At 51.2% G+C, this 20,034-nt stretch carries 15 protein-coding genes; 3 read left to right on the top strand and 12 right to left on the bottom strand.

The window, feature by feature from the left end; all coding sequences use genetic code 11:
- Positions 1 to 8 precede the first annotated feature (8 nt).
- Positions 9 to 1,676 (top strand): gliding motility-associated ABC transporter substrate-binding protein GldG, encoded by a 1,668-nt coding sequence (gene gldG, locus NT073_RS06595; protein WP_297370619.1) that lies wholly within the window; start codon positions 9 to 11, stop codon positions 1,674 to 1,676.
- A gap of 16 nt (positions 1,677 to 1,692) precedes the next feature.
- On the opposite strand, the gene NT073_RS06590 is transcribed toward gldG, so the two are convergent.
- From NT073_RS06590 to NT073_RS06560, 7 genes are all read right to left on the bottom strand, one after another.
- Positions 1,693 to 3,372 (bottom strand): NADH-quinone oxidoreductase subunit M, encoded by a 1,680-nt coding sequence (locus tag NT073_RS06590; RefSeq protein WP_297370612.1) that lies wholly within the window; start codon positions 3,370 to 3,372, stop codon positions 1,693 to 1,695.
- A gap of 69 nt (positions 3,373 to 3,441) precedes the next feature.
- On the bottom strand, positions 3,442 to 5,349 hold the full coding sequence (locus tag NT073_RS06585; protein ID WP_297370608.1) for an NADH-quinone oxidoreductase subunit L: 1,908 nt from the start codon (positions 5,347 to 5,349) through the stop codon (positions 3,442 to 3,444).
- A gap of 58 nt (positions 5,350 to 5,407) precedes the next feature.
- Positions 5,408 to 6,019, bottom strand: a complete 612-nt coding sequence (locus NT073_RS06580) for a 2OG-Fe(II) oxygenase (protein ID WP_297370605.1) — start codon at positions 6,017 to 6,019, stop codon at positions 5,408 to 5,410.
- Positions 6,016 to 6,327, bottom strand: a complete 312-nt coding sequence (nuoK, locus tag NT073_RS06575) for an NADH-quinone oxidoreductase subunit NuoK (RefSeq protein ID WP_012929390.1) — start codon at positions 6,325 to 6,327, stop codon at positions 6,016 to 6,018. Before nuoK ends, NT073_RS06580 begins: the two co-directional genes overlap by 4 nt.
- On the bottom strand, positions 6,314 to 6,871 hold the full coding sequence (locus NT073_RS06570; RefSeq protein ID WP_297370598.1) for an NADH-quinone oxidoreductase subunit J: 558 nt from the start codon (positions 6,869 to 6,871) through the stop codon (positions 6,314 to 6,316). The genes nuoK and NT073_RS06570 overlap by 14 nt, the downstream gene beginning before the upstream one ends.
- A 5-nt stretch (positions 6,872 to 6,876) precedes the next feature.
- Entirely contained in the window at positions 6,877 to 8,289 is a 1,413-nt protein-coding gene (locus tag NT073_RS06565) for a 4Fe-4S dicluster domain-containing protein (protein ID WP_297370596.1), read from the bottom strand.
- 104 nt (positions 8,290 to 8,393) lie between these two features.
- Positions 8,394 to 10,799, bottom strand: a complete 2,406-nt coding sequence (locus NT073_RS06560) for an alpha-ketoacid dehydrogenase subunit alpha/beta (protein WP_297370593.1) — start codon at positions 10,797 to 10,799, stop codon at positions 8,394 to 8,396.
- Positions 10,800 to 11,042: 243 nt separating this feature from the next.
- Between NT073_RS06560 and NT073_RS06555 the strand changes: the two genes are divergently transcribed.
- Positions 11,043 to 11,498: a DUF1573 domain-containing protein gene (locus NT073_RS06555; RefSeq protein WP_297370590.1), complete on the top strand. Its 456-nt coding sequence runs from the start codon at positions 11,043 to 11,045 to the stop codon at positions 11,496 to 11,498.
- Positions 11,499 to 11,808: 310 nt separating this feature from the next.
- The gene (locus tag NT073_RS06550; RefSeq protein ID WP_297370577.1) at positions 11,809 to 12,714 is read left to right on the top strand and encodes a prohibitin family protein; all 906 of its coding nucleotides are present in this window, start codon (positions 11,809 to 11,811) and stop codon (positions 12,712 to 12,714) included.
- Between the two features lie 144 nt (positions 12,715 to 12,858).
- Here NT073_RS06550 and NT073_RS06545 read toward each other — a convergent pair whose 3' ends face one another.
- The 5 genes from NT073_RS06545 to NT073_RS06525 form a co-directional block, all read right to left on the bottom strand.
- Positions 12,859 to 13,758 carry an alpha/beta hydrolase gene (locus NT073_RS06545; RefSeq protein ID WP_297370574.1) on the bottom strand — a complete coding sequence of 300 codons (900 nt, stop codon included), beginning with the start codon at positions 13,756 to 13,758 and terminating at the stop codon, positions 12,859 to 12,861.
- A 90-nt stretch (positions 13,759 to 13,848) separates the two neighbouring features.
- Positions 13,849 to 15,096: a serine hydrolase domain-containing protein gene (locus tag NT073_RS06540; protein ID WP_297371645.1), complete on the bottom strand. Its 1,248-nt coding sequence runs from the start codon at positions 15,094 to 15,096 to the stop codon at positions 13,849 to 13,851.
- 149 nt (positions 15,097 to 15,245) lie between these two features.
- Positions 15,246 to 16,766 (bottom strand): capsule assembly Wzi family protein, encoded by a 1,521-nt coding sequence (locus NT073_RS06535; RefSeq protein WP_297370571.1) that lies wholly within the window; start codon positions 16,764 to 16,766, stop codon positions 15,246 to 15,248.
- A gap of 40 nt (positions 16,767 to 16,806) precedes the next feature.
- Positions 16,807 to 18,186 (bottom strand): sugar transferase, encoded by a 1,380-nt coding sequence (locus tag NT073_RS06530; RefSeq protein ID WP_297370568.1) that lies wholly within the window; start codon positions 18,184 to 18,186, stop codon positions 16,807 to 16,809.
- Between the two features lie 179 nt (positions 18,187 to 18,365).
- Positions 18,366 to 19,862 carry a capsule assembly Wzi family protein gene (locus tag NT073_RS06525; RefSeq protein WP_297370565.1) on the bottom strand — a complete coding sequence of 499 codons (1,497 nt, stop codon included), beginning with the start codon at positions 19,860 to 19,862 and terminating at the stop codon, positions 18,366 to 18,368.
- Positions 19,863 to 20,034 lie beyond the last annotated feature (172 nt).

The raw sequence follows: 20,034 nt of genomic DNA, 5'->3' as shown, positions 1-20,034 counted from the left end.
AGTCCCGTATGAAATCCCCTTCGTTGCGCACACTCCTGATTATTGCCGCGTTAATCGCTATCAACGTTCTGTCGGCATTCGTGTTTTTCCGGGTCGATCTAACGCAGGAAAAACGCTACACGCTGTCGGACGCTACGCAAACGCTCCTGGCCGACTTACCCGATGCCATTCATGTTGACGTATATCTAACCGGCGATTTGCCGCCGGGTTTCAAACGACTGGAAAATGCGGTTCGCGAAACCCTGGACGAGTTTTCGGCCCGTGCCGGCAAGACCATTACGTATCGGTTCATTGATCCGGACCTGATCACCAACCCGGAGGAAAAGAATAAACTCATTGATAAACTCCAGCAGCGGGGTTTGCTGCCTACCAACCTATTTGCAAATGAAGCGGGCAAACGCACCGAGAAACTGGTTTTTCCGGGCGCCATCGTCTCTTATAAAGGTCAGGAAACGGCGGCACTTTTTCTGAAAGGCAACAAGACTGCATCGCCCGAAGAACAGCTTAATCAGTCGTACGAAGGCGTCGAATTTCAACTGGCATCGACCATTCGGCGACTAACTCAAACGGCCGAAAACCGCCGACGGGTTGGTTTGCTTTACGACCATACACAGGTGCCTCCCTCCCGCTTCGCCGATTTGCTGGCATCGGTTCAGCAGAACTACGACCTGTTTTTCATCGACATGAGCAAACCCGGTCCCATTACCGGGCTCGACGTCATGCTGGTTCCCAAACCCGATAAACCGTTTACGGAGGAGGAGGTTTTCAAAATTGATCAATATGTGGTGAACGGTGGACGAGCGTTGTTTTTCGTGGACGGGCAGCGCGTTGACAGTGTCAACAATCAAGGCACCTATGCCCAACCCCTTAGCCTCAACCTCGACGATTTATTTTTCCGCTGGGGTGTTCGCATCAATCGGGATGTAGTGAAGGATTATTACTGCGTGCCCATCCCGCTCACTGTGGGTAATCTGGGCGACAAGCCAAATATTCAACTCCTACCCTGGCGTTTTTACCCATTGATCAACAACTTTGGTACCTCCGGAAATCCCATTGTGCGCAACCTCGACGCCGTGCTGGCCCGATTTACCAGCACGCTGGATACCGTTCGGGCTCCCGGCATTCAAAAAACACCCTTGTTGTTGACATCGCCCTACACAAAGGTACTCAAGGCCCCCGCCCTGATCTCATACAACGAAGCCCGACAGCAACCTGATCCAAAGACGTATAATGAAGGTACAAAGCTTATCGGCTGTCTGCTCGAAGGACGTTTTCAGTCGCTGTTTGCCAACCGGATTCTGCCCGGCGATCCCCGCGCCAACGGGTTCAGGCCCGAGGGTGTAGCATCGCGCGTGCTCATTTGTTCGGATGGCGATTTGATTGTAAACGATGTCGATTACAAACGCAATGCGCCCTATCCGCTGGGTTTTGACCGGTTCACCCGCAACACGTTTGGCAACAAAGATTTTGCCCTGAACGCCATCGACTATCTGGTCGACCCGGCGGGCGTGATTGCGGCCCGAGCCCGGACCATCACGCTTCGTCCGTTGGACAAGATAAAAGTCGACGCCAATCGAACGGGCTGGCAGCTTCTCAACCTGCTGGGTCCGCTGGCGTTAGTTGGTGTGGTTGGCCTCATCTGGCAAGCGGTTCGACGCCGGAAGTACGGGAAATAAGCGAAAGGCAGCCCTCTTACTCCACAGCAAACTTCGTCAGCCACTGCGTTACGGTAGCATTCGTCAAGTTAAAGATCAGATTGGGGAACAGACCCAGTACCAGTGCCATCGCTCCCAGCGGAATTAACATCAACTTCTCCCGAAGAGTAAGGTCAGCGATAACAGGGTCGCTGCCGGATTTCGACTCGAAAGGACCAAGCCAGGGCGAACCAAAAAACATTCGCTGGAACGTCCAGAGAAAGTAGGCCGCAGCCAGTAGAATACCCAGCGTAGCCACCGCCGTGAACCAGCCGGGCAGCCACTCCGACTGAAAGCTCCCCATCAGGGTAAATAACTCGCCCACAAAGCCCGAAAAGCCGGGTAACCCCAGCGAACCAAAAAACGCGATGGCTGTGAGGGTAGCATACTGCGGCATTAGTTGCAACAGGCCCCGGTACGACTCGATCCGCCGGTCGTGGGTGCGGTCATATACAACACCCACAATCAGGAAGAGCATGGCCGACAGAATGCCGTGGCTCACCATCTGATAAATAGCGCCATTAACCCCCTCAGCCGTTAACGAGGCAACGCCCAACAACACAAAACCCATGTGCGACACCGACGAATAGGCAATCATTTTCTTGAGGTCAGCCTGGGCCAGCGCAGTGAGACCACCGTACACGATCGACAGCACACCGAGTCCGGCCAATACCTGTGCATATTGGGCGGCTCCGTCGGGAAAGAAATCCCAGGCGATCCGGATAAACCCATAACCACCTATTTTGAGCAGTACACCGGCCAGAATGACCGAAACGGGTGTAGGCGCTTCTACGTGAGCGTCGGGAAGCCAGGTGTGCAGCGGAACGATGGGTAGTTTTATGGCAAAACCAATGAAAATAGCCCAAAAGGCCAGCATCCGCGCCGGAAGGCCCAATACGATTGGCTCGGTAGCGGGATTCAGGAACGTATTGGGCAGGTAATTTCGACCATCAGCCAGATACCGCATATCGAACGTATGCACCACCTGCGATGTATTTAGCTGACCATTCTGGAGAAACGACTGAATACTGCGGATCACCTCATCCGTTACTTCCGATGAATCTGAAATGAGTCCGGCTACTACGGCTGTACTCACCGGGTCCATCACAGACAAATACAGTGCAATCATGACCAGCAAGATCAGGAGTGAGCCGAGCAGTGTGTAAAGAAAGAACTTGATCGACGCATACTCCCGTCGCGGTCCGCCCCACAAGCCGATCAGGAAATACATCGGCAGAAGCATAAACTCAAAAAAGAGGAAGAACAGGAAGAAATCGAGCGCCACGAAGCAACCCATGATGGTACCCGTGAGTAACAGGTAGAGCGAATAGTACGCTTTTTGGCGATGCGTCATGGCCCAGGAGGATACCACTCCGATGAGCATCACCACCGCCGATAACACAACCAGCGGCAGACTAATGCCATCCACACCAACCAGATAGTCGATGGACACCACGCCCAGGTTACCTAACGGCAGCGTGATCCAATCGACCTGTTGAAGAAATTGATACCCGGTTTCGGCTCTGTCAAATCCAGCCCACGCCATACCGGCCAGCACTACTTCGACCAGCGTTATGGCCAGTGCCACCCATCGAAACAGTCCGGTCTGTCGTTCGGGCAGCAGCGCTACCACGAGCGAGCCAATCAAGGGAATAAAAATGAGTAACGAAAGAATCATATAGCTAGCTGGGCCAACGTCCTGTTTGACCCGTGTTTACCAGAGACCAGACAAGAGCCTGCCCCGACATTAAAGCAACCACCAAAGTATTACCAGTAATCCCATAACTGCCGCCGTAATGTACGACTGCACCCGGCCATTCTGCACCGACCTAGCCAACTGACCCAACCGGCCAGCCAGCCAGGCGGCACCATTTACTAAGCCGTCTACGCCCATCCGATCCAGCAAACTTGTCAGATGCGCCAGCACAACGGTAGCTATACCAGCCCCGTTAACAACCCCATCAATCGCACGTTGGTCGGTACGGTTAAGGAATGTTGCCAGGCGAACCGTTGATCGGATAGCAAGTCGGTCATAAAAAAGATCCAGAAAACCATAGTTAACCGAAAGCTGTACATACCCACTATCTGCATTGGGTTCCCGTAATCGAAAACCAGCCCACCCTCCGGCTAAAACCAATGCAATAGAAACGGGGGCCAGCCACCAGACATGAGGTTCATCCGCCAGAGGGAATAGCCGAAAAAACCAGCTCCCTTGACCGGAGAGTGGATTTATGGAAAACCAGACCCATAGTGATAAAGCTGCCAGGATCACGACTGGCCCGCGCATCAGCCAACCAGGTTCGTGAGCCGTTGATAAGGGAATTGTTTCGCTTCGGTACGTGCCAAAGAATATAAGTCGCCATTGCCGGGCCATGTAAAAAGCCGTCAGGCCCGACGAGAGCAAAACGAGTATCGGTACACTTGTGAACAGGCCAGAACCGTGCGTTTCGGCCCAGCCGAATGCCCCGCCCAAAATGGCTTCTTTCGAAAGAAAGCCCGATAAAAAGGGTAACCCGGATAAAGCTGCGGCACAAACTGTATAGGCAATGAATGTTGTGGGCAATACCTTACGTAAACCGCCCATCTGCCGCATGTCCTGGCTGTGTACAGCGTGAATAATAGCCCCGGCACTCAGGAACAGGCCCGCTTTAAAAAAGGCGTGGGTCAGCAGGTGAAACATAGCCCCGGCGACATTCCCCGTTCCCATTCCCACTACCATAAGTCCCAGTTGCGACACGGTTGAGAAGGCAAGGACTTTCTTGATATCTGTTTGAAAAACGGCCGCATAACCTCCCCAAAGCGTAGTTACGGTACCAATAATGGTAATAACAACCAGCGCATCGAGCGATAGCAGCGGGTGAACACGAGCCAGCAGAAAGATACCCGCAGCAACCATCGTGGCCGCGTGAAGCAAGGCCGATACCGGTGTGGGGCCTTCCATGGCATCGGGAAGCCAGGTCAGCAACGGAAACTGTGCTGATTTACCAACACAACCCATGAATAAGCAAAGACCAAGGGCAGTGGGCGCAATACCGTCGGCTCCTTTGCTGGCCAGAGTTGTGAAATCGAGCGTGTCGAAATAATAATAGGTCAAAAAAATACCAATCAGGAAACCAATATCGCCCACACGGTTCATCAGAAACGCTTTCTTAGCCGCCTGAGAAGCCGCCGGGCGCTCGGCATAAAAACCGATCAGCAGGTACGATGCCAGACCTACCAGTTCCCAGAAACCATACATGACCAGCAGGTTTCCGGCCAGAACGATTCCCAGCATGGCACCCACAAATAGCTGTAAATAGGAGAAATAGCGACGCAGCTTCGGCTCATCGTGCAGGTAAGAAATGGAGTAAACTTGTACCAGCAATGCAACAAAATGCACCAGTAGAAGCATTAACGCGGCCAGCGCATCGACCCGAAACGTAATCGGGAAAGAAGCCCCGGACAAAACCACCCAATTGGCTTGTAGAGTAACACCCTGTTCCGGCAGGTCTACGGCCAGCAAAACAGATAACAGCAGGCCCGCCCCTGTCAGTAAAACCGCAATGAGTTGCGCCACCCGGCGACTGGCCATTGTCAATACCAGAAACCCGGCAAAGGGTAACAGAAGTATGCTGGCTGTTAAGAGGTGGGGCAGTTGGAAAGGGTTGGCGGGCATTCGTCGTTCATCAGAATTGGCCGCAAATATCCCGATTCTGCTCTATGGAAACAAACGTCTAGTAATTCGTTTTTAACCAGCCCGTCACACTCAGGCGTTCTCGGGTGGCGGGCAACACCTCGTGTTCGAGCCGTGCGCTCTCAAAACACACCAGCCTACCCCCTAGTGGCGAGATCGTAACCTGGCGTTCGGTATTGTTGTCAGCATCGGGCAGATAGAGCGCCAGTTGCCCGCCATCAGTCTCCTGCCAATCGGTATTGAGGTAACAAATGACGGATAGTTTCCGGCGGGAGTCGCTGCGAAACTGGTCCAGATGACGTTTATAAAACGTACTAGGTGGATAAAGGGCATAATGAAATTCGTAATCCCTCAGGCCAAGGTAGCAGGTTTGATTGACATACTCTACAAACGAACCGACGCGTTTCAGAAAAGTGGTTTCCTCGGCGGTAGCGGTGCCCTCATCCAGCCATAGAATTTCGTCGCCCCGAATGGTCTGTTCGACTTTTACCTGCTGATTGCCGATACCAGCCGCCTTAAATTGCCCCGCTTCACGCCGTTGACGCAGTCGGGAGGCCAGTGTGGTTACTTCATCGGCGCTCAGAAAGTTATCGGTCAGGCCATAGCCTTCGTTTAAGATACCGTCTATAATAGGTTCAAATAGCTCGTTCACTGCTTCAGTTCGTTCAATTCATCCAACTGCGCCGTGCGGAAATGGCGGTAAACCTGCATCACGATGGCCAGCGCAACGGCCGACTCAGCAGCGGCTACAACCATGACGAATAAGCTCAGCATCTGCCCCTGCAAACGGTCGGGGTCATACTGGCTGAACGCAACAAGATTGATATTAACGGCATTCAGCATCAATTCGATACCCATCAGTACCACGATCGCATGGCGTTTTAGCAGCACCACGGCCAGTCCAATGCTGAAAAGGCCAGCGCCTACCAGTAAAAACAAATGGCTATCAACGGGTTGCATGTCGGGACGGTTTTGTGTGTGAAGCGGCCAGGTACGTAGCGCCAACGAGAGCCGCCAGCAATAAAATCCCGGCAATCTCGAAGGGAACAACGTACTCCGTCATGAGCTGTTTTCCAATAACGGTTGTCGTATTTTGCCAGCCAGCGGGCTGATCGAGCAAAGCAAAGTTGGCCCGAGCCAGCAACATCTGTAACGCGGCAAACAAGGCCCCCGCAACCAGCACCGGAATAATCCACCCCACCCCTTTCGCGAAACGGTTGGCCGACACAATGCGGTTAGGTTGCTGGCTGTTCAGATCGGTCGGCGGTTCTGGTTTGTGCGTGAGCATCACCCCGAAAATAACCAGCACCAGAACGCCCCCAACGTAAATCATGATCTGCCCAACGGCCAGAAAATCGGCACCAGCCAGCACAAACAACCCGGCCACGCCGAAGAGGGTAAGCAATAGAAAAAAGGCCGCATAAAGCACGTTACGTGTTAATAAAACAGCCAGGGCACCACCCAACGTTAATGCAGCAAAAAAATAAAAGGCAAGTTGAACCACTGATTTTATTGGTCTGATTGAGTAGGCTTTTCGGAAATATCGTCGTCAGCTTTGGGCTTTGGCTTCATGGTTGGCCGGAAAGCGGCTGGCTTTTGCTTAACGGGTTCGTCGGCCGGTGTCGTCGGTTCTTCCGCCTTTACTCCAGGGGCCGGTATGGGAGCCGGACTTTCCTCAACTGGCGGCTGTGGTACTGCAGCAGGCTTCATGGTTGGTCGAAAAGCCGGTTTCGGTTTCGGCGCTTCTGGCGTTGACGCTGGTTCCGCTTCTACGGGGGTCGGCGGCTTCATCGTTGGCCGGAAGGCTGGTTTCGATTTCGGTGTTTCTGCCGGTGCTGTACCCTCCGGCTGACCTTCAGCCTGCGTCTCGGCAGCTTTGGCAACGGGGGGCTTCATGGTTGGCCGGAAAGCAGGTTTCGGCTTTGGCACTTCTGCCGGTGTCGTAGCTTCTGGCTGAACCTCCGCCTGCGGTTCGGCTGGTTTGGCAACGGGCGGCTTCATCGTCGGTCGGAAACCGGCCGGTTTAGCTGCGGGCTTCGGCGCATCGGGCGCGTCGGAAGGAGCGGGCTTTGATGCGTTCGCATCGTCGGCGGGTACGTCGGTTACGTTTATGGCGGGCTTTTTCGTTGGCCGGAATACGGGATGTTTGGCGGCTTCGAGTCCACCCTGCGCAATTTGCTGCATTTCATCCGGTGTGGCGTCCGTAAGCGGGTGCTCAATGGATGAACCTTCCGAATTAGCCGGTTCTGCAGGTGAAGCAGCTGGCTTAGCGGTTGGCCTGAACACTGGACGTTTGGGTGCGGGAGCACTTGCAACCGGCTCAGCAGCCGGAGCGGTTGCGGCTTTGGCAGCTACCTGAGCAGCTTTCGCTTCTTCCTTTTCCCGCAGAAACTGCTCGTACAATGACCGTTTCTCATCGGCCTCTTCAGGGGTCAGGTTCGAGAAATTATACGTCAGCTTGCCGAGTTCAAATTCACTGTAATCGAATTTCTTGTCCATGGTCAGGCATTCGGTGGGGCATACCACCGTGCACAGGCCGCAATAGCAGCACTTGGCCATGTCGATGTCAAATTTTGCCGCATACAGGCGTATCGGCGACCCGTCAGACGCCCGGCCAACCTCTTCCGTGGCTTTGATGGCATCAATGGTAATGCAGTCAACGGGGCAAACTTTGGCGCATTTATCGCAGACGATGCAATCCTCGATTTCATTCCGAAGCCGGTAGCGGCCATTGTCGGGAATGGGCAGTTGCTCGTATGGATATTGAAGTGTAACCAGCCCGTTTTGCAAGTCGAAGTACGAGTCGCTGGCTATACCCTCGGCCGTTCGGCGTTTGGTTGCGTTGCGAAGATGCCTTAACGTCAGGCTCAGTCCCTTCAGCGTTGTCCGGATACCCGATTGTATGTCCTTGAAGTATGACATTTTAAAAAGTGAAAGAGTAAAAGAGCGAAAGAGTGTAAGATTACTATCGAAGATCACTCCGCTCCGGCGGACCAGTTTCGCTCTTCCACTCTTTCATTCTTTCGCTATATTTTTGGAAACCGCCCAGGCTCGGCCTCGCTCATGATGGCATAAACGGTTTCGATTACATCATCAACATTTGGCTTGGAAAAATAATCTCCGTCGGAGCCATAAGGGGGCCTGTGGGCTTTGGCCGACAAGGTCATCGGGGCCGAATCCAGGTAGCGGTAGGCGTGTTGACTTTCGACAACCTGCTGCATCATATAGGCTGATGCGCCACCCGGTACGTCTTCATCGGCAAACAGGACCCGATTGGTTTTCCGGATTGACTCGACGATCTGGTGGTTAACGTCGAACGGTAATAACGTCTGTACATCAATCACCTCCACACTGATGCCCATAGCGGCCAGTTGTCCGGCGCCTTCCAGCACAATCCGGCACATGGAGCCATAGGTTACCACCGTCACATCGGAGCCGGTCTGCAACACTTCCGGTACGCCCAGCGGCACGCAGAACTCATTCAGGTTAGTAGGTAACTGCTCCTTCAGTCGATAGCCATTCAGGGATTCGATCAGCAACGCGGGGTCATCGCCTTTCATGAGGGTGTTGTAGAAGCCTGCAGCCTGTGTCATGTTACGGGGAACCAGTACATGAAGACCCCGCAGGCTGCTGAGCATCGTACCCATGGGCGAGCCCGAATGCCAGATGCCTTCCAGCCGGTGACCGCGCGTGCGAACAATAAGCGGGGCTTTCTGCCCGCCTTTGGTCCGGTAATGCAGCGTAGCCAGATCGTCCGTCAGGGTAGCCAGCGTGTAGTAAACGTAGTCGAAGTACTGAATTTCAACAATGGGTCGAAGTCCGCGCATAGCCATCCCGATCCCCTGCCCAATGATGGTGGTTTCGCGAATGCCCGTATCCGTAATGCGTATCTCGCCAAACTTTTCCTGCAAGCCTGCAAAACCCTGGTTTACGTCGCCAATGTGGCCAACATCTTCACCCAGCGCTACCACCCGCGGGTCGCGGCTAAACAGGCTATCGAAGTAGTGTTGCAGTAACTGATAGCCGTCGAGTACAGTGCCCTCCTCGTCGTACTGAGCAGGAATCGCCTGTACTAGCATCGGCGAATCGGGCGACTGGCTGTATAAATGCGAGCTAAACCGATCGGCATTTTCGGTATTTGTCCGGTCGAGCCAGGCTTTCAGGCGTTGCCGTCCGGTGCCGGTATCGGTCCGTAACAGCCGGAGTGCTTTCCGAATAGCCGACACCGCATCCCGACGTACGGGTGAGAATGTTTTCCGAAGTTCTTCCCGGATCGCCATCAATTCAGCCGCTTTCGGATGGTGGCGGGCGGTTTGCTGGAGCAGATCGAGGGCTTCCATAAAGTCACCTTTCAGCGATGCCTGATACGCGTCCCATGCCTCAATCCGTGCTTTTTTCGCCGTTTGTTTGGCTTCCGCTTCGATAGCTTCCAGTTCTTCGCTGGTGGCATAGCCATTTTCCAGAATCCAGCGCCGAAACAGCACATTACAATCGTGTTCAGCTTCCCAGGTAAGGCGTTGCTTGGATTTGTAGCGTTCGTGCGAGCCTGACGTCGAGTGGCCCTGTGGCTGAGTAAGCTCTTGCACGTGAACCAGCACGGGAACATGCTCTGTCCGGCAAATATGGGCTGCCTGCTGGTAAGTTTCCAGCAATGCCGGGTAATCCCACCCTTTTACGGTAAATATTTCAATGCCTTTATCATCGCCATCACGCTGGAAACCGGCCAGAGCTTTGGAGATACTTCCTTTCACAGTCTGGTATTCAACCGGTACGGAAATACCGTACCCATCGTCCCACACCGACATCAGCAGCGGTACCTGCAACACACCGGCGGCATTCATGGCTTCCCAAAACATACCCTGCGACGTTGAGGCATCGCCAATGGTGGAGAAAACGATCTCATTACCATTGTGCGAAAAAGTAGTCAGGTCACTCAGTTCGGGGTTGTTGCGAAAAAGTTTGGACGCATACGCCAGCCCAAGCGAACGGGGTACCTGCCCGGCAGTAGGCGCTATATCACAGACAGAATTATATAGTTCGGTTTGATTCCGCCACAGTCCCTGCTCATCGAGCCAGCGAGTGGCGAAGTGCCCATTCATTGACCGTCCGGCGGTATTTGGCTCGGCTTCCAGGTCGGTATGGGCATAGAGTTGTGCAAAAAATTCCGTCCAGCGCAGTTCACCCAAAGCGGCTACGAACGTTTGATCCCGGTAATAACCGGAACGGAAATCTCCCCGATTAAATGCACTGGCCGCGGCTAGCTGCGCCAGTTCTTTACCATCGCCAAATATGCCGAACTTAGCCCTTCCTCCCATTACATCGCGCCGACCCAACAGACTCACCTGTCGGCTTTCGCAAGCCAGTAGGTAATCTGACAGGATTTTTTCACGACTTATAATATCAGTCGAGCGGAGTTGTTCGTTTGCTATCACAACAGAGCTACGGATTGAAATCGTCCAATAATCAATTTATCGATGAAGTAGTTGCCCTGATTTTAGGCCAACCACCAAGTGAAAGTAAAAGTAAGGCAAAACAAGTCAGCTTTCAAAAAAACGATTTTTTGAGTTTATTTGTTGACCGAATGAAACCAACAGCGCGTTTGGCAAACTGTTTGCTACAGTTGCTGATTATAAGGCTTAGTATTTTAAAACCAAACCATAATTCCGTCTAGTCCAATGAAAAAGATTTTTTCACTTTTCGTAGCTTTGTTTGTGTTTGTCGCAGTTAGCTACGCCCAGAAAGGAGTCCTGAAGTTTACGAAAGAAACCCACGATTTTGGTAAAGTGGAGCAGGGCAAACCTGTTACTCACGTATTCGAATTCAAAAATACGGGTACCGATCCAGTCGTTATCAACGATGCTCAGGCTTCCTGCGGTTGCACGAAACCAAGCTTCTCTCGTGAGCCAATCATGCCGGGCAAAACGGGATCTATCTCAGCAACGTACAACGCTGCTGCTGCGGGACCTTTCAACAAATCGGTAACGGTAACCAGCAACGCTGAAGCGGGTCAGGCAGTCCTGTATTTAAAAGGTGAAGTGGTATCGGCAGCCGCAGCCGTTGAAACAGCAGCTACTCCTGCTCCAGCACCGGCGGTTAAAGACAAGAAGAAAAGTACAAAAACTTCACGCTAATCAACTGAAGGGTTAATAGTGTGGTTAAGAAAGGCATTTGGTAGTCTACCGGATGCCTTTTTTTGTGCCCATACATTTCGTTATCATAGCCGGCAACCGATCGGCCGACTCCCCGTCCGTTCTTCCTGCTTCCCTTCTTTACAAGCTGACTATCACCTACATTTGGCTCGTCTAAAGACCCCAAACTGCCTATGACTCCGCCACAACGCCGGTAGGTTCCTCCCCAATTATACCGTACTTTTCTGCTATCTCTTCACCCAGCTATCCTTTTGCCTTTGGGCAGATCGTCGCCTTATCTTACCCTAAAACTATGTTTTTTATCATCCTTGGCATTCTGGTGTTAATCGCCGGATTTGCCATTAATACCCCTGCACTAACTTTTTCACATTATTCCAGACCCGCCAAAGTGATCGGCGTAATCCTGTTGCTGTTCGGGTTGCTTTCGGCCAGTGTTCGTCAGATCGACGCCGGACAGGTAGGCGTCATCTCGCTCTTCGGTAATGTGAGCGACCGGACGCTCAACTCCGGGTTAAACTTTGTCAACCCACTGGCTACTGTGACCGAGTTCGACATAAAGACGCAAAACTACACCATGTCGGCTGCCCACGATGAAGGTCAAAAGTCAGGTGACGATGCCATCCGGGTGTTAACCGCCGATGGACTGGAAGTTGTGATCGACCTAACGGTTTTATATCGGGTTATGTCAGTGGAAGCCCCTAAAATTTACCGGGAAATCGGACCGGATTACATGGATAAGATTGTCCGCCCAATTACCCGTACCCGTATTCGTGATAATGCCGTTTATTATGATGCAGTAGCCTTGTACTCCAGCCGACGCGATGAATTCCAGACACGGATTTACAAGACGATTGAAGCGGATTTCAGAAAGCGGGGATTGTCGCTGGAGCAGTTACTGATCAGAAACATCGACTTGCCGGCCTCCGTTAAAAAAACCATCGAGTCAAAAATTAACGCTGAGCAGGATGCCCAGAAAATGCAGTTCGTTTTGCAAAAAGAACGTCAGGAAGCCGAACGGAAACGGGTCGAAGCGCAGGGTATTGCCGATTATCAAAAAATTCTGTCTACGGGGTTAAGTGATAAACAGTTGCAGTACGAGCAGATTAAAGCTCAACGGGAATTAGCGGCATCGCCGAACGCCAAGATTGTCATTATGGGTGGGCGAGGAAATGTACCGCTGATTCTTAATGAGAAGTAACTAAATAAATTTGTTGAACACAGAGATGGTCCGCCATTGCGGCACAGAGTACACAGAGATTATACTACTAAATTTTAGTCCCTGTGTGCTTTGTGCCGCAATGGCGGACCATCTCTGTGTTTAACAAACCTCTAAAGCTCTACTCTACTTTGCTCCGGTCAGATTCGTTAGCCAGGCTCTGCAGGCTTCCGGCCACATATTCAGGGAGCCGAACTTTGCCGTGCGCATACCAAAGCCGTGCCCACCGGTAGGATACAAATGCATTTCGGCCGGAATACCGCTTTTCAGGCAAGCCAGGTAAAAACTAATGCTGTTTTCGACAGGAACCGCTTTGTCATCTTCGGCATGTACCAGAAACGTGGGGGGCGTTTTGCTGCTCACCTGTAGTTCATTGGAGTAATAAGCGACCAGCTCGGGCGAAGCGGCCAGTTTTCCCAGCAGGTTATTCCGTGATCCGGCATGGGCTTTCTCGCCAAATGTGACGACAGGGTATAACAGAATCGCAAAGTTTGGCTTTGCCTGTTCGCTGGCTTTGGGCCCTTTGTCGTAATGAGTCGCCAGCGTAGACGCCAGATGCCCGCCCGCCGAAAAACCCATAACACCAATCTTGTTCGGGTCAATATTGTACCGCGACGCGCTCTGTCGAATCAGCGTCATGCCCTGCATAGCGTCCAGCAAGGGAACTTCCTGCTGGTTCGTCATAATGGCTGGATTGGGAAGCCGGTATTTCAGTACGAAGGCAGCAACCCCCATTTCATTGAACCATTTCGCAATATCTGACCCTTCATGACTAGCCGCCAGGATTCCGTACCCACCACCGGGACAAATCATAACGGCGGCTCCGGTCGCTTTCTCTTTAGGGGGTAAAAAAACCGTTAGTGTAGGTACCGAAACATTACTGATCCGAAGAATCCCGTTGGCGTCCGTTTCCGACTTTTCTGTTAGCTGAGCACCGGCTATGGCGTTGGGGATTGCGTCGTCGGGCCATAGTTTGACAATATCCTGCGACAGGGCGAGTTGGGGTAACAAAGTGGCAGAAAGCATACAAAGCAATAAGAAACGCATACAATTAGTAGGGCTATTGCCCCGGATTAGACATAAACCGCAAAAAGCCGACCCTCAGGTCGGCTCTACTCATATTTCTACCTCGCTCTCTTCAGACGACACCTTATTATTGGCTCCGCCATGCAGGACGTCGATCAGTTCTTTAACCCGGTATACCGTTGTGTTGTAACGGTTGCCCAGAATAATAATGACGTACTCATCCTTCGGGCTGAACCAGAACATGGTGTTGTAGCCCTTCCACCAGCCCGAATGATAAATATACTCGGGTTGTTTGGTATCGTTTAACATCATCCGGAAGCCGTACCCGTAGTTCTTCGCCCCCTTCCGTTCGAAACTTCTGGGAATAAATGCTTCAGCGAGCATCTTTTTGGGCAACAGGCAATCGGCATTCAGTGCCCGGTACCAGCGGAACAGGTCGCCCGTGGTCGAATAAATGCCTTTATCGCCCACCACATCGTCGTAATAGTCTTTGGGAATACGCCTGTTCCACTGATAACCGGCCGTTCGATGGTGATTAATGGAATCGTTCTTTGTCGTGGCTACAAACGTCTGGTGCATACCCAGCGGCTCGAAGATATTCTTGTGGATAAACGCTTCGTAGCTTTGGCCGGTTACTTTCTCGATAATGGAAGCTAGCACCATATAGTTGGTATTGCTGTAGCTAAACCCGCGCCCCGGAATGTTATACGGCCTGGGGGTTGGTTTAACCGTAGCAAACCAGTGCATAATGGTTGCGTTGGTTGGATAAGGTTTTTCTTTTTTGTAGAAATTCACCTTCATGCTGTCATCGAAGGCGTACTGGTAATTAGGCAAGCCGCTGCGATGGCTCAGTAACTCCCGAACGGTAATACCATGATACGGAAAATCGGGATAAAATTTCTGAATGGTATCCTCAAATGTAAGTTTCCCGGCTTCAATCAGCTTTAGCGTACCGACCGCCGTAAAGGTTTTTGACAGCGATGCCAGCTGAAACTTGGAATCTTCAACCAGGGTATCACGCTGGCTGCGTTCAAAATGACCCAGACCGAAGCAATTCTTGTACAGGACCATTCCCTTCTGCGCCACCAGCACATTGCCGTTCAGGCCACCCCGTACTTTCTGCCGGAAAATCTCGGCAATCTGACGGGATTTTTCATCAGCATTGATTTGCTGCCGAATGGCCGTCTGCTGGGCTTCCGTTAAAACCTGTTCGTCGGCACAGTTCCGCAACGCCCGTGCTGACTGCTTAAGATTCGTTTGATTCTGCCCACAGGACACCCCCAGCCCAACTAAGACAACAAAGCTAAACCAGTTCAAAAGTTTATTTATCCGCACCATCCAAACCCACATGTTTACGCTACTATTACTATAAAAATCAAGTTCCGGCAAAAATAGTCGTTGCCGCAATACCCTTTCCAGCGGCTGGTTAAAATTGCATGAAAGTTCACGTCCGGTCTGTTCGAGTCATAACTACACCCAAACGCTTACTAATAGGCGCTACGTATGGGGATGGGTGCGCGCCGACCTCCACCAAGCAGCCCGGTTTTCCGTAAGGCCACGTAAGTACCCACGCTATTGGGTAATAACCCGCCCGAATCGACCGCAATTGAGCCATTCAGGGTGGTTCCTCCAAATAAACCGATAGGGACTGACGCCGTAAACAATCCTGAAAACTGGGCCGGAATCGTTAAATAAGGAATAGGATAAGAGCCGGCATTACGGCTAAACGATAAACGCGTCGTTATGTCGACTTTATTGAGCACCAGCGCACTCAGGCCAATATGGAAAAGGCTAACCCGGTTGTTGGCAATACCGAACCGGGGCGGTAAGGACGACCGAACTTCGCTTTGCGGGGTAATAAATGGCGTGCCAATCGTTCGACCAAAATAAGTCCAGCCATCGAGGTACTGACTGTTAGAGAAATAATCGTCACGTCCCCGTTTCTGCGGATTATCAAGGATAAACAGATCACCACCCTGGCTGCCGGTAAACATATACTCAACTGTAATCTGCTTCAGAAAAAAAGAAGCCCCGGTTGGTTGATCCCGGTTTCGGATGCGGAGGCCATTCAGGCCATCGTCCAGGTTTGTACCATAGAATAGCGAGCCATCGTCGTACATGAATTGCCGATAGGCAAACAGGTTCCAGTGGTTTAGATTAACCTCAGCCGCAAAGTCAATAGAACCCAGGTGATTACCAATCCGATTTTCTTCGAAATGGCTTATTGTTTGAATAGCCTGATCGCCGGGAAAGGGATTCCGTGTACCCAGCACCACCGCCGGATAGTACTTGATGTTTGAGGGTAGTTTGCCATTGGCCGCCACGGTAGGGTCTATAAATTCGGAGTGACCTGCCCACATGACCTGATGATTGAACCCACCGTAGAAACGAACCCGCCATGACGGCTTTCCTAAACGCCCATAAAATGAAGACTGGTGGAGATACGAATCTTTCACCAGTCGGTCGCCGTTTTCGAACCACCCGTGCGAAAAGGTGCCCATGACAGAGACAACCCCTTTTGTGAACGGAATGGGTGTAAAGACCGGAAGAGCCAGTTGAATTTTAGGAAAAGGCAACGCATTACCCGACCAGATATAGGACCCACTCGTCAGCAGTGTATCTACGAGTCCAATGATTTCTTTGCGACGACCAGCGTAAAGCTCAAACGCACCAACCCGCCCTTTAATATAGGCTTCGGGAAGTAGAAACTGGCTTGTTGACCCTACATTAGCCACAACGCTGACACCATATCCCCAATCGGCTTTCGGGCGATGGCCGGTACTGTCGGCAGAACGATAATCAGCGTGTAGACCCGCATTTAGTCGCAAAGCCGGGCCTGTTAACGGAACCGTACCATATTGATTGGCTCGTAACCAGAAAGGCGTCTGATCGGACGAACCTAGTCCGCCTACTTCGAACTGATACTGATTAACACGTTGTCCATAGACTAACTCGCTACCAAAGCAAATAAAAGCTCCATACGCAATCCATACCAACAAAAATCTCATAAAAAACAGGCCGGTTATACTCCTGGTCGAACAGTAGCCATTACTTGCCACGGCCCTGGGCCATTACCCGAAGCGTTTGGGCAATGATCCACATGTCGAATAAAAAAGAGCGACGTCGGGGATACAGCAGGTCGTACCGCAACCGTTGCACCATTTCATCAATGTTGGCCGCATAGCCATATTTAATCTGCCCGATGGACGTGATTCCCGGCTTTACTTTCAGCAGAGATCGGTACTCGGGAGCGATTTCAACAATCTGGTCAATAAAATACTGGCGTTCCGGACGGGGGCCCACCACAGACATATCTCCAATCAGCACATTGTAAAACTGAGGCATTTCGTCGAGCCGAGTTTTACGCATAAACCGTCCCCAGGGCGTAATCCGGTCATCGAGCAAGCCACCTGACAATACTGGCCCCGACCGTTCAGAATCGACATACATGCTGCGGAATTTATAAATCTTGAAGGGCTTCCCCCCCTGTCCGATGCGCTCCTGTGCGTAAAAGATGGGACCAGATGACGTAAGTTTGGTTATGACTGCCAGAATGATCAACATGGGCATCCCCAATCCCAGCGCAGCCAACGAGAACAGAATATCAAATAACCGTTTGAGCGTGTTTACCTGAAAATCGGCCAGCATCTGTGACGACACATTCAGCACCGGCAGAAAATCGTGGTATTCGACCGATGCACCACGCGCCAGAAACCCCCGGAAGTCAACCAGCAACTTCACCTGATAATCGACTGACTCAGCTTCTTCAACAATCTTTTTCAACCGGCTATTATCAATATATGGCATACAGCAGTACACGCAGTCTATCCCCTCTTGCTGGATATGCGCGGGCAAATCGTCATAATTCCCACTGAGTAAATGTTGATTTTCGGCAGACGGCTCATCGAAATAACCGAGGAAACGAAATCCCATTTCGGGATGAGCCTCATAAAACCGTTGGATCGACACGGCCAACTTACCGTAGCCTACGATCACGTATCGACGATTGTTGTACCCTCGGGCCCGATATTCTTTCAAAAAAACCAGCCCGCCCAGCCGAAAAGCCACCGCCAGACTGGTAAACAGCAGGTAGGTGACCAGTAGGTGTTCACGTGAGAAGTAGAACCCTTTTACGGCTACCCAGTATATGGATATGACAGCTATGTGAATAGCCATCAGAATTAATAATTTTTTTATTAAGTGGTCTGCCTTAAAGAGTTGGCGGGGAAATATGTAAGGTTTAAGCAGTAAAATTTCAACCAACCACACTATGTTAAACACTACCCAAAGCGACGCGTATGGGGGCTCTGCAACCGGTTCGACAGCCTGGAATTTGAGAATGTAGGCCCCGACGAAAGCAGCATTCAGGCTCAGGAAATCAACGATTACATGAAGCGGGAAAAATAGTATGGAATACCGATGCCTCATACTTACTAAATCTACTCTCAATATCTTTTCGCCAACAGGCTCTAGCACTATTTACGCTAAATTAGATCATCTGGTTGACCTGTTAGTACAAATATTATCTTACGGCTCACAAACCGAAGCGCAAATTAAGGCTAAATGCCAGCTTAAAAAAATCCTAACCTGTATTACACACTATTAGCTCAGTGGACCGACTCTCTGGTTTGCCATACCTTACGCAGGCTGATATAGGTGCCAACACTGTTTTGGTACAAGCTTCCGGCGTCGGTTGCAATGCTGGCCGATAGCTGTATTCCTCCCAGAATAGACAAAGGAGCTGCTACACTGGCATAGCCCGAAAACTGGTCGCGTACGGTCTGAAAAGGATTGTTGTAAGTGCCCAGATTCCGGCTGAATGATAGTTTCAACTGATATGATAAAGGCCCGGCCAAGGCCTGCCCGCGTAGCGGTATACTTCCGGCTATGCCCGTGTGAAACACATATACGCGGTTATTTGCCGTAAATGTGCCATTCGGATATTCATCTCTGGGGCCTAACGCGGGGGGGATAAATGGGGTACCTATTGTATGCTGCCGATACGCCCAGCCATCACGAAACTGCTGATGATTGAAATAGTCGTCTTTTCCCCTCCTGTTCGGATCATCAATTATAAATTCCGGTCCGCCCTGGCTGGTCGTATTTAAAAACTCAAACAGAATATCGCGAACAATTGCTTTCGGATCGTTACGACGAATACGCAGACCATTAAGGCCATCTGCAATGTTTATCAGATAAAACAAAGAACCATCCTCGTATATATTTTGACGGTATATATATAGTGTATGGCGTACCAGGTCGAACTCTACGGCCAGATCGATCGATCCGAGATGGTTGCCAACCCGGTTGGTCAAATCAAAATAGTTATACTGGCTCGTATCTGTCTGACGGGGATAGAGGGTCGATACAACATACATGTAATTACGAAAACCGGATGGCAGTTTCCCATCGCTCTGAATCGACGGTGGAATGTTGGCGGGGTCCGCAATTTGCCCGCCCCATACGGCCTGATGATTCAATCCTCCATAAACCCGCACAACATCCTGCGCCCGGCCGAAGCGCAGATACAGCGATTTTTGATGCAGCATGGCATTTTTGATATAGCCGTTGGCATCCATGTAGCCATGCGCGAACGACCCCTGCACCGCCACCCAGCCTTTTGTAAAGCCAATGGGTGTGAAGGTGGGAATTGAAATTTGAATTTTAGGAATGGGCATTGCATTACCCGACCATGCGTAAGAGCCGGTCGATAACGTTGAATCGGCCAGTCCGAACTTTTCACGACGTCGGCCAGCGTACACTTCCCATATACCCCGCCTTACTTTTACATACGCTTCAGGTAGCAACACGTTCCGCTCATACGACAATTGGTTTTGCCGGGCATTGGCAACAACGTTTAATCCATAACCAATGTCATATTTCGAAGTACGCCATTGGCCCGTACTTTGACGCGTTGCATCATACTCGCTATATAAACCCGCCCGAAACGTGGCCGAGGGAGATTGATTAGGAACGATACCATACTGGTTTGCCCGTAACCAGAACGGAGTTTCTGTCGATGAAGAAAGGTAAGTACCAAGTTCCGCAGTATACTGTGTTGGTGTACGGATCGGCTGTGCCCGGATAGAGGAAACAATCGTCAAAAAAAAGAATACGCAAAACAGTCTTGACTTTTCGCAAATAGGCATCGAGCGATTGAAATAAGGTAGAGGAGAATGGCATTATAGGTCATTTTGCACACTTCTTTCTACGGAGTGGTCTTTATATTTGAATGGTATGGAAACACAAAACTAATGAAGCGTACATAAAAAGAGA

This window comes from Spirosoma sp., from assembly GCF_026391055.1.
Classification (GTDB): domain Bacteria; phylum Bacteroidota; class Bacteroidia; order Cytophagales; family Spirosomataceae; genus Spirosoma.
This window is presented reverse-complemented; position numbering and strand designations above follow the sequence as displayed.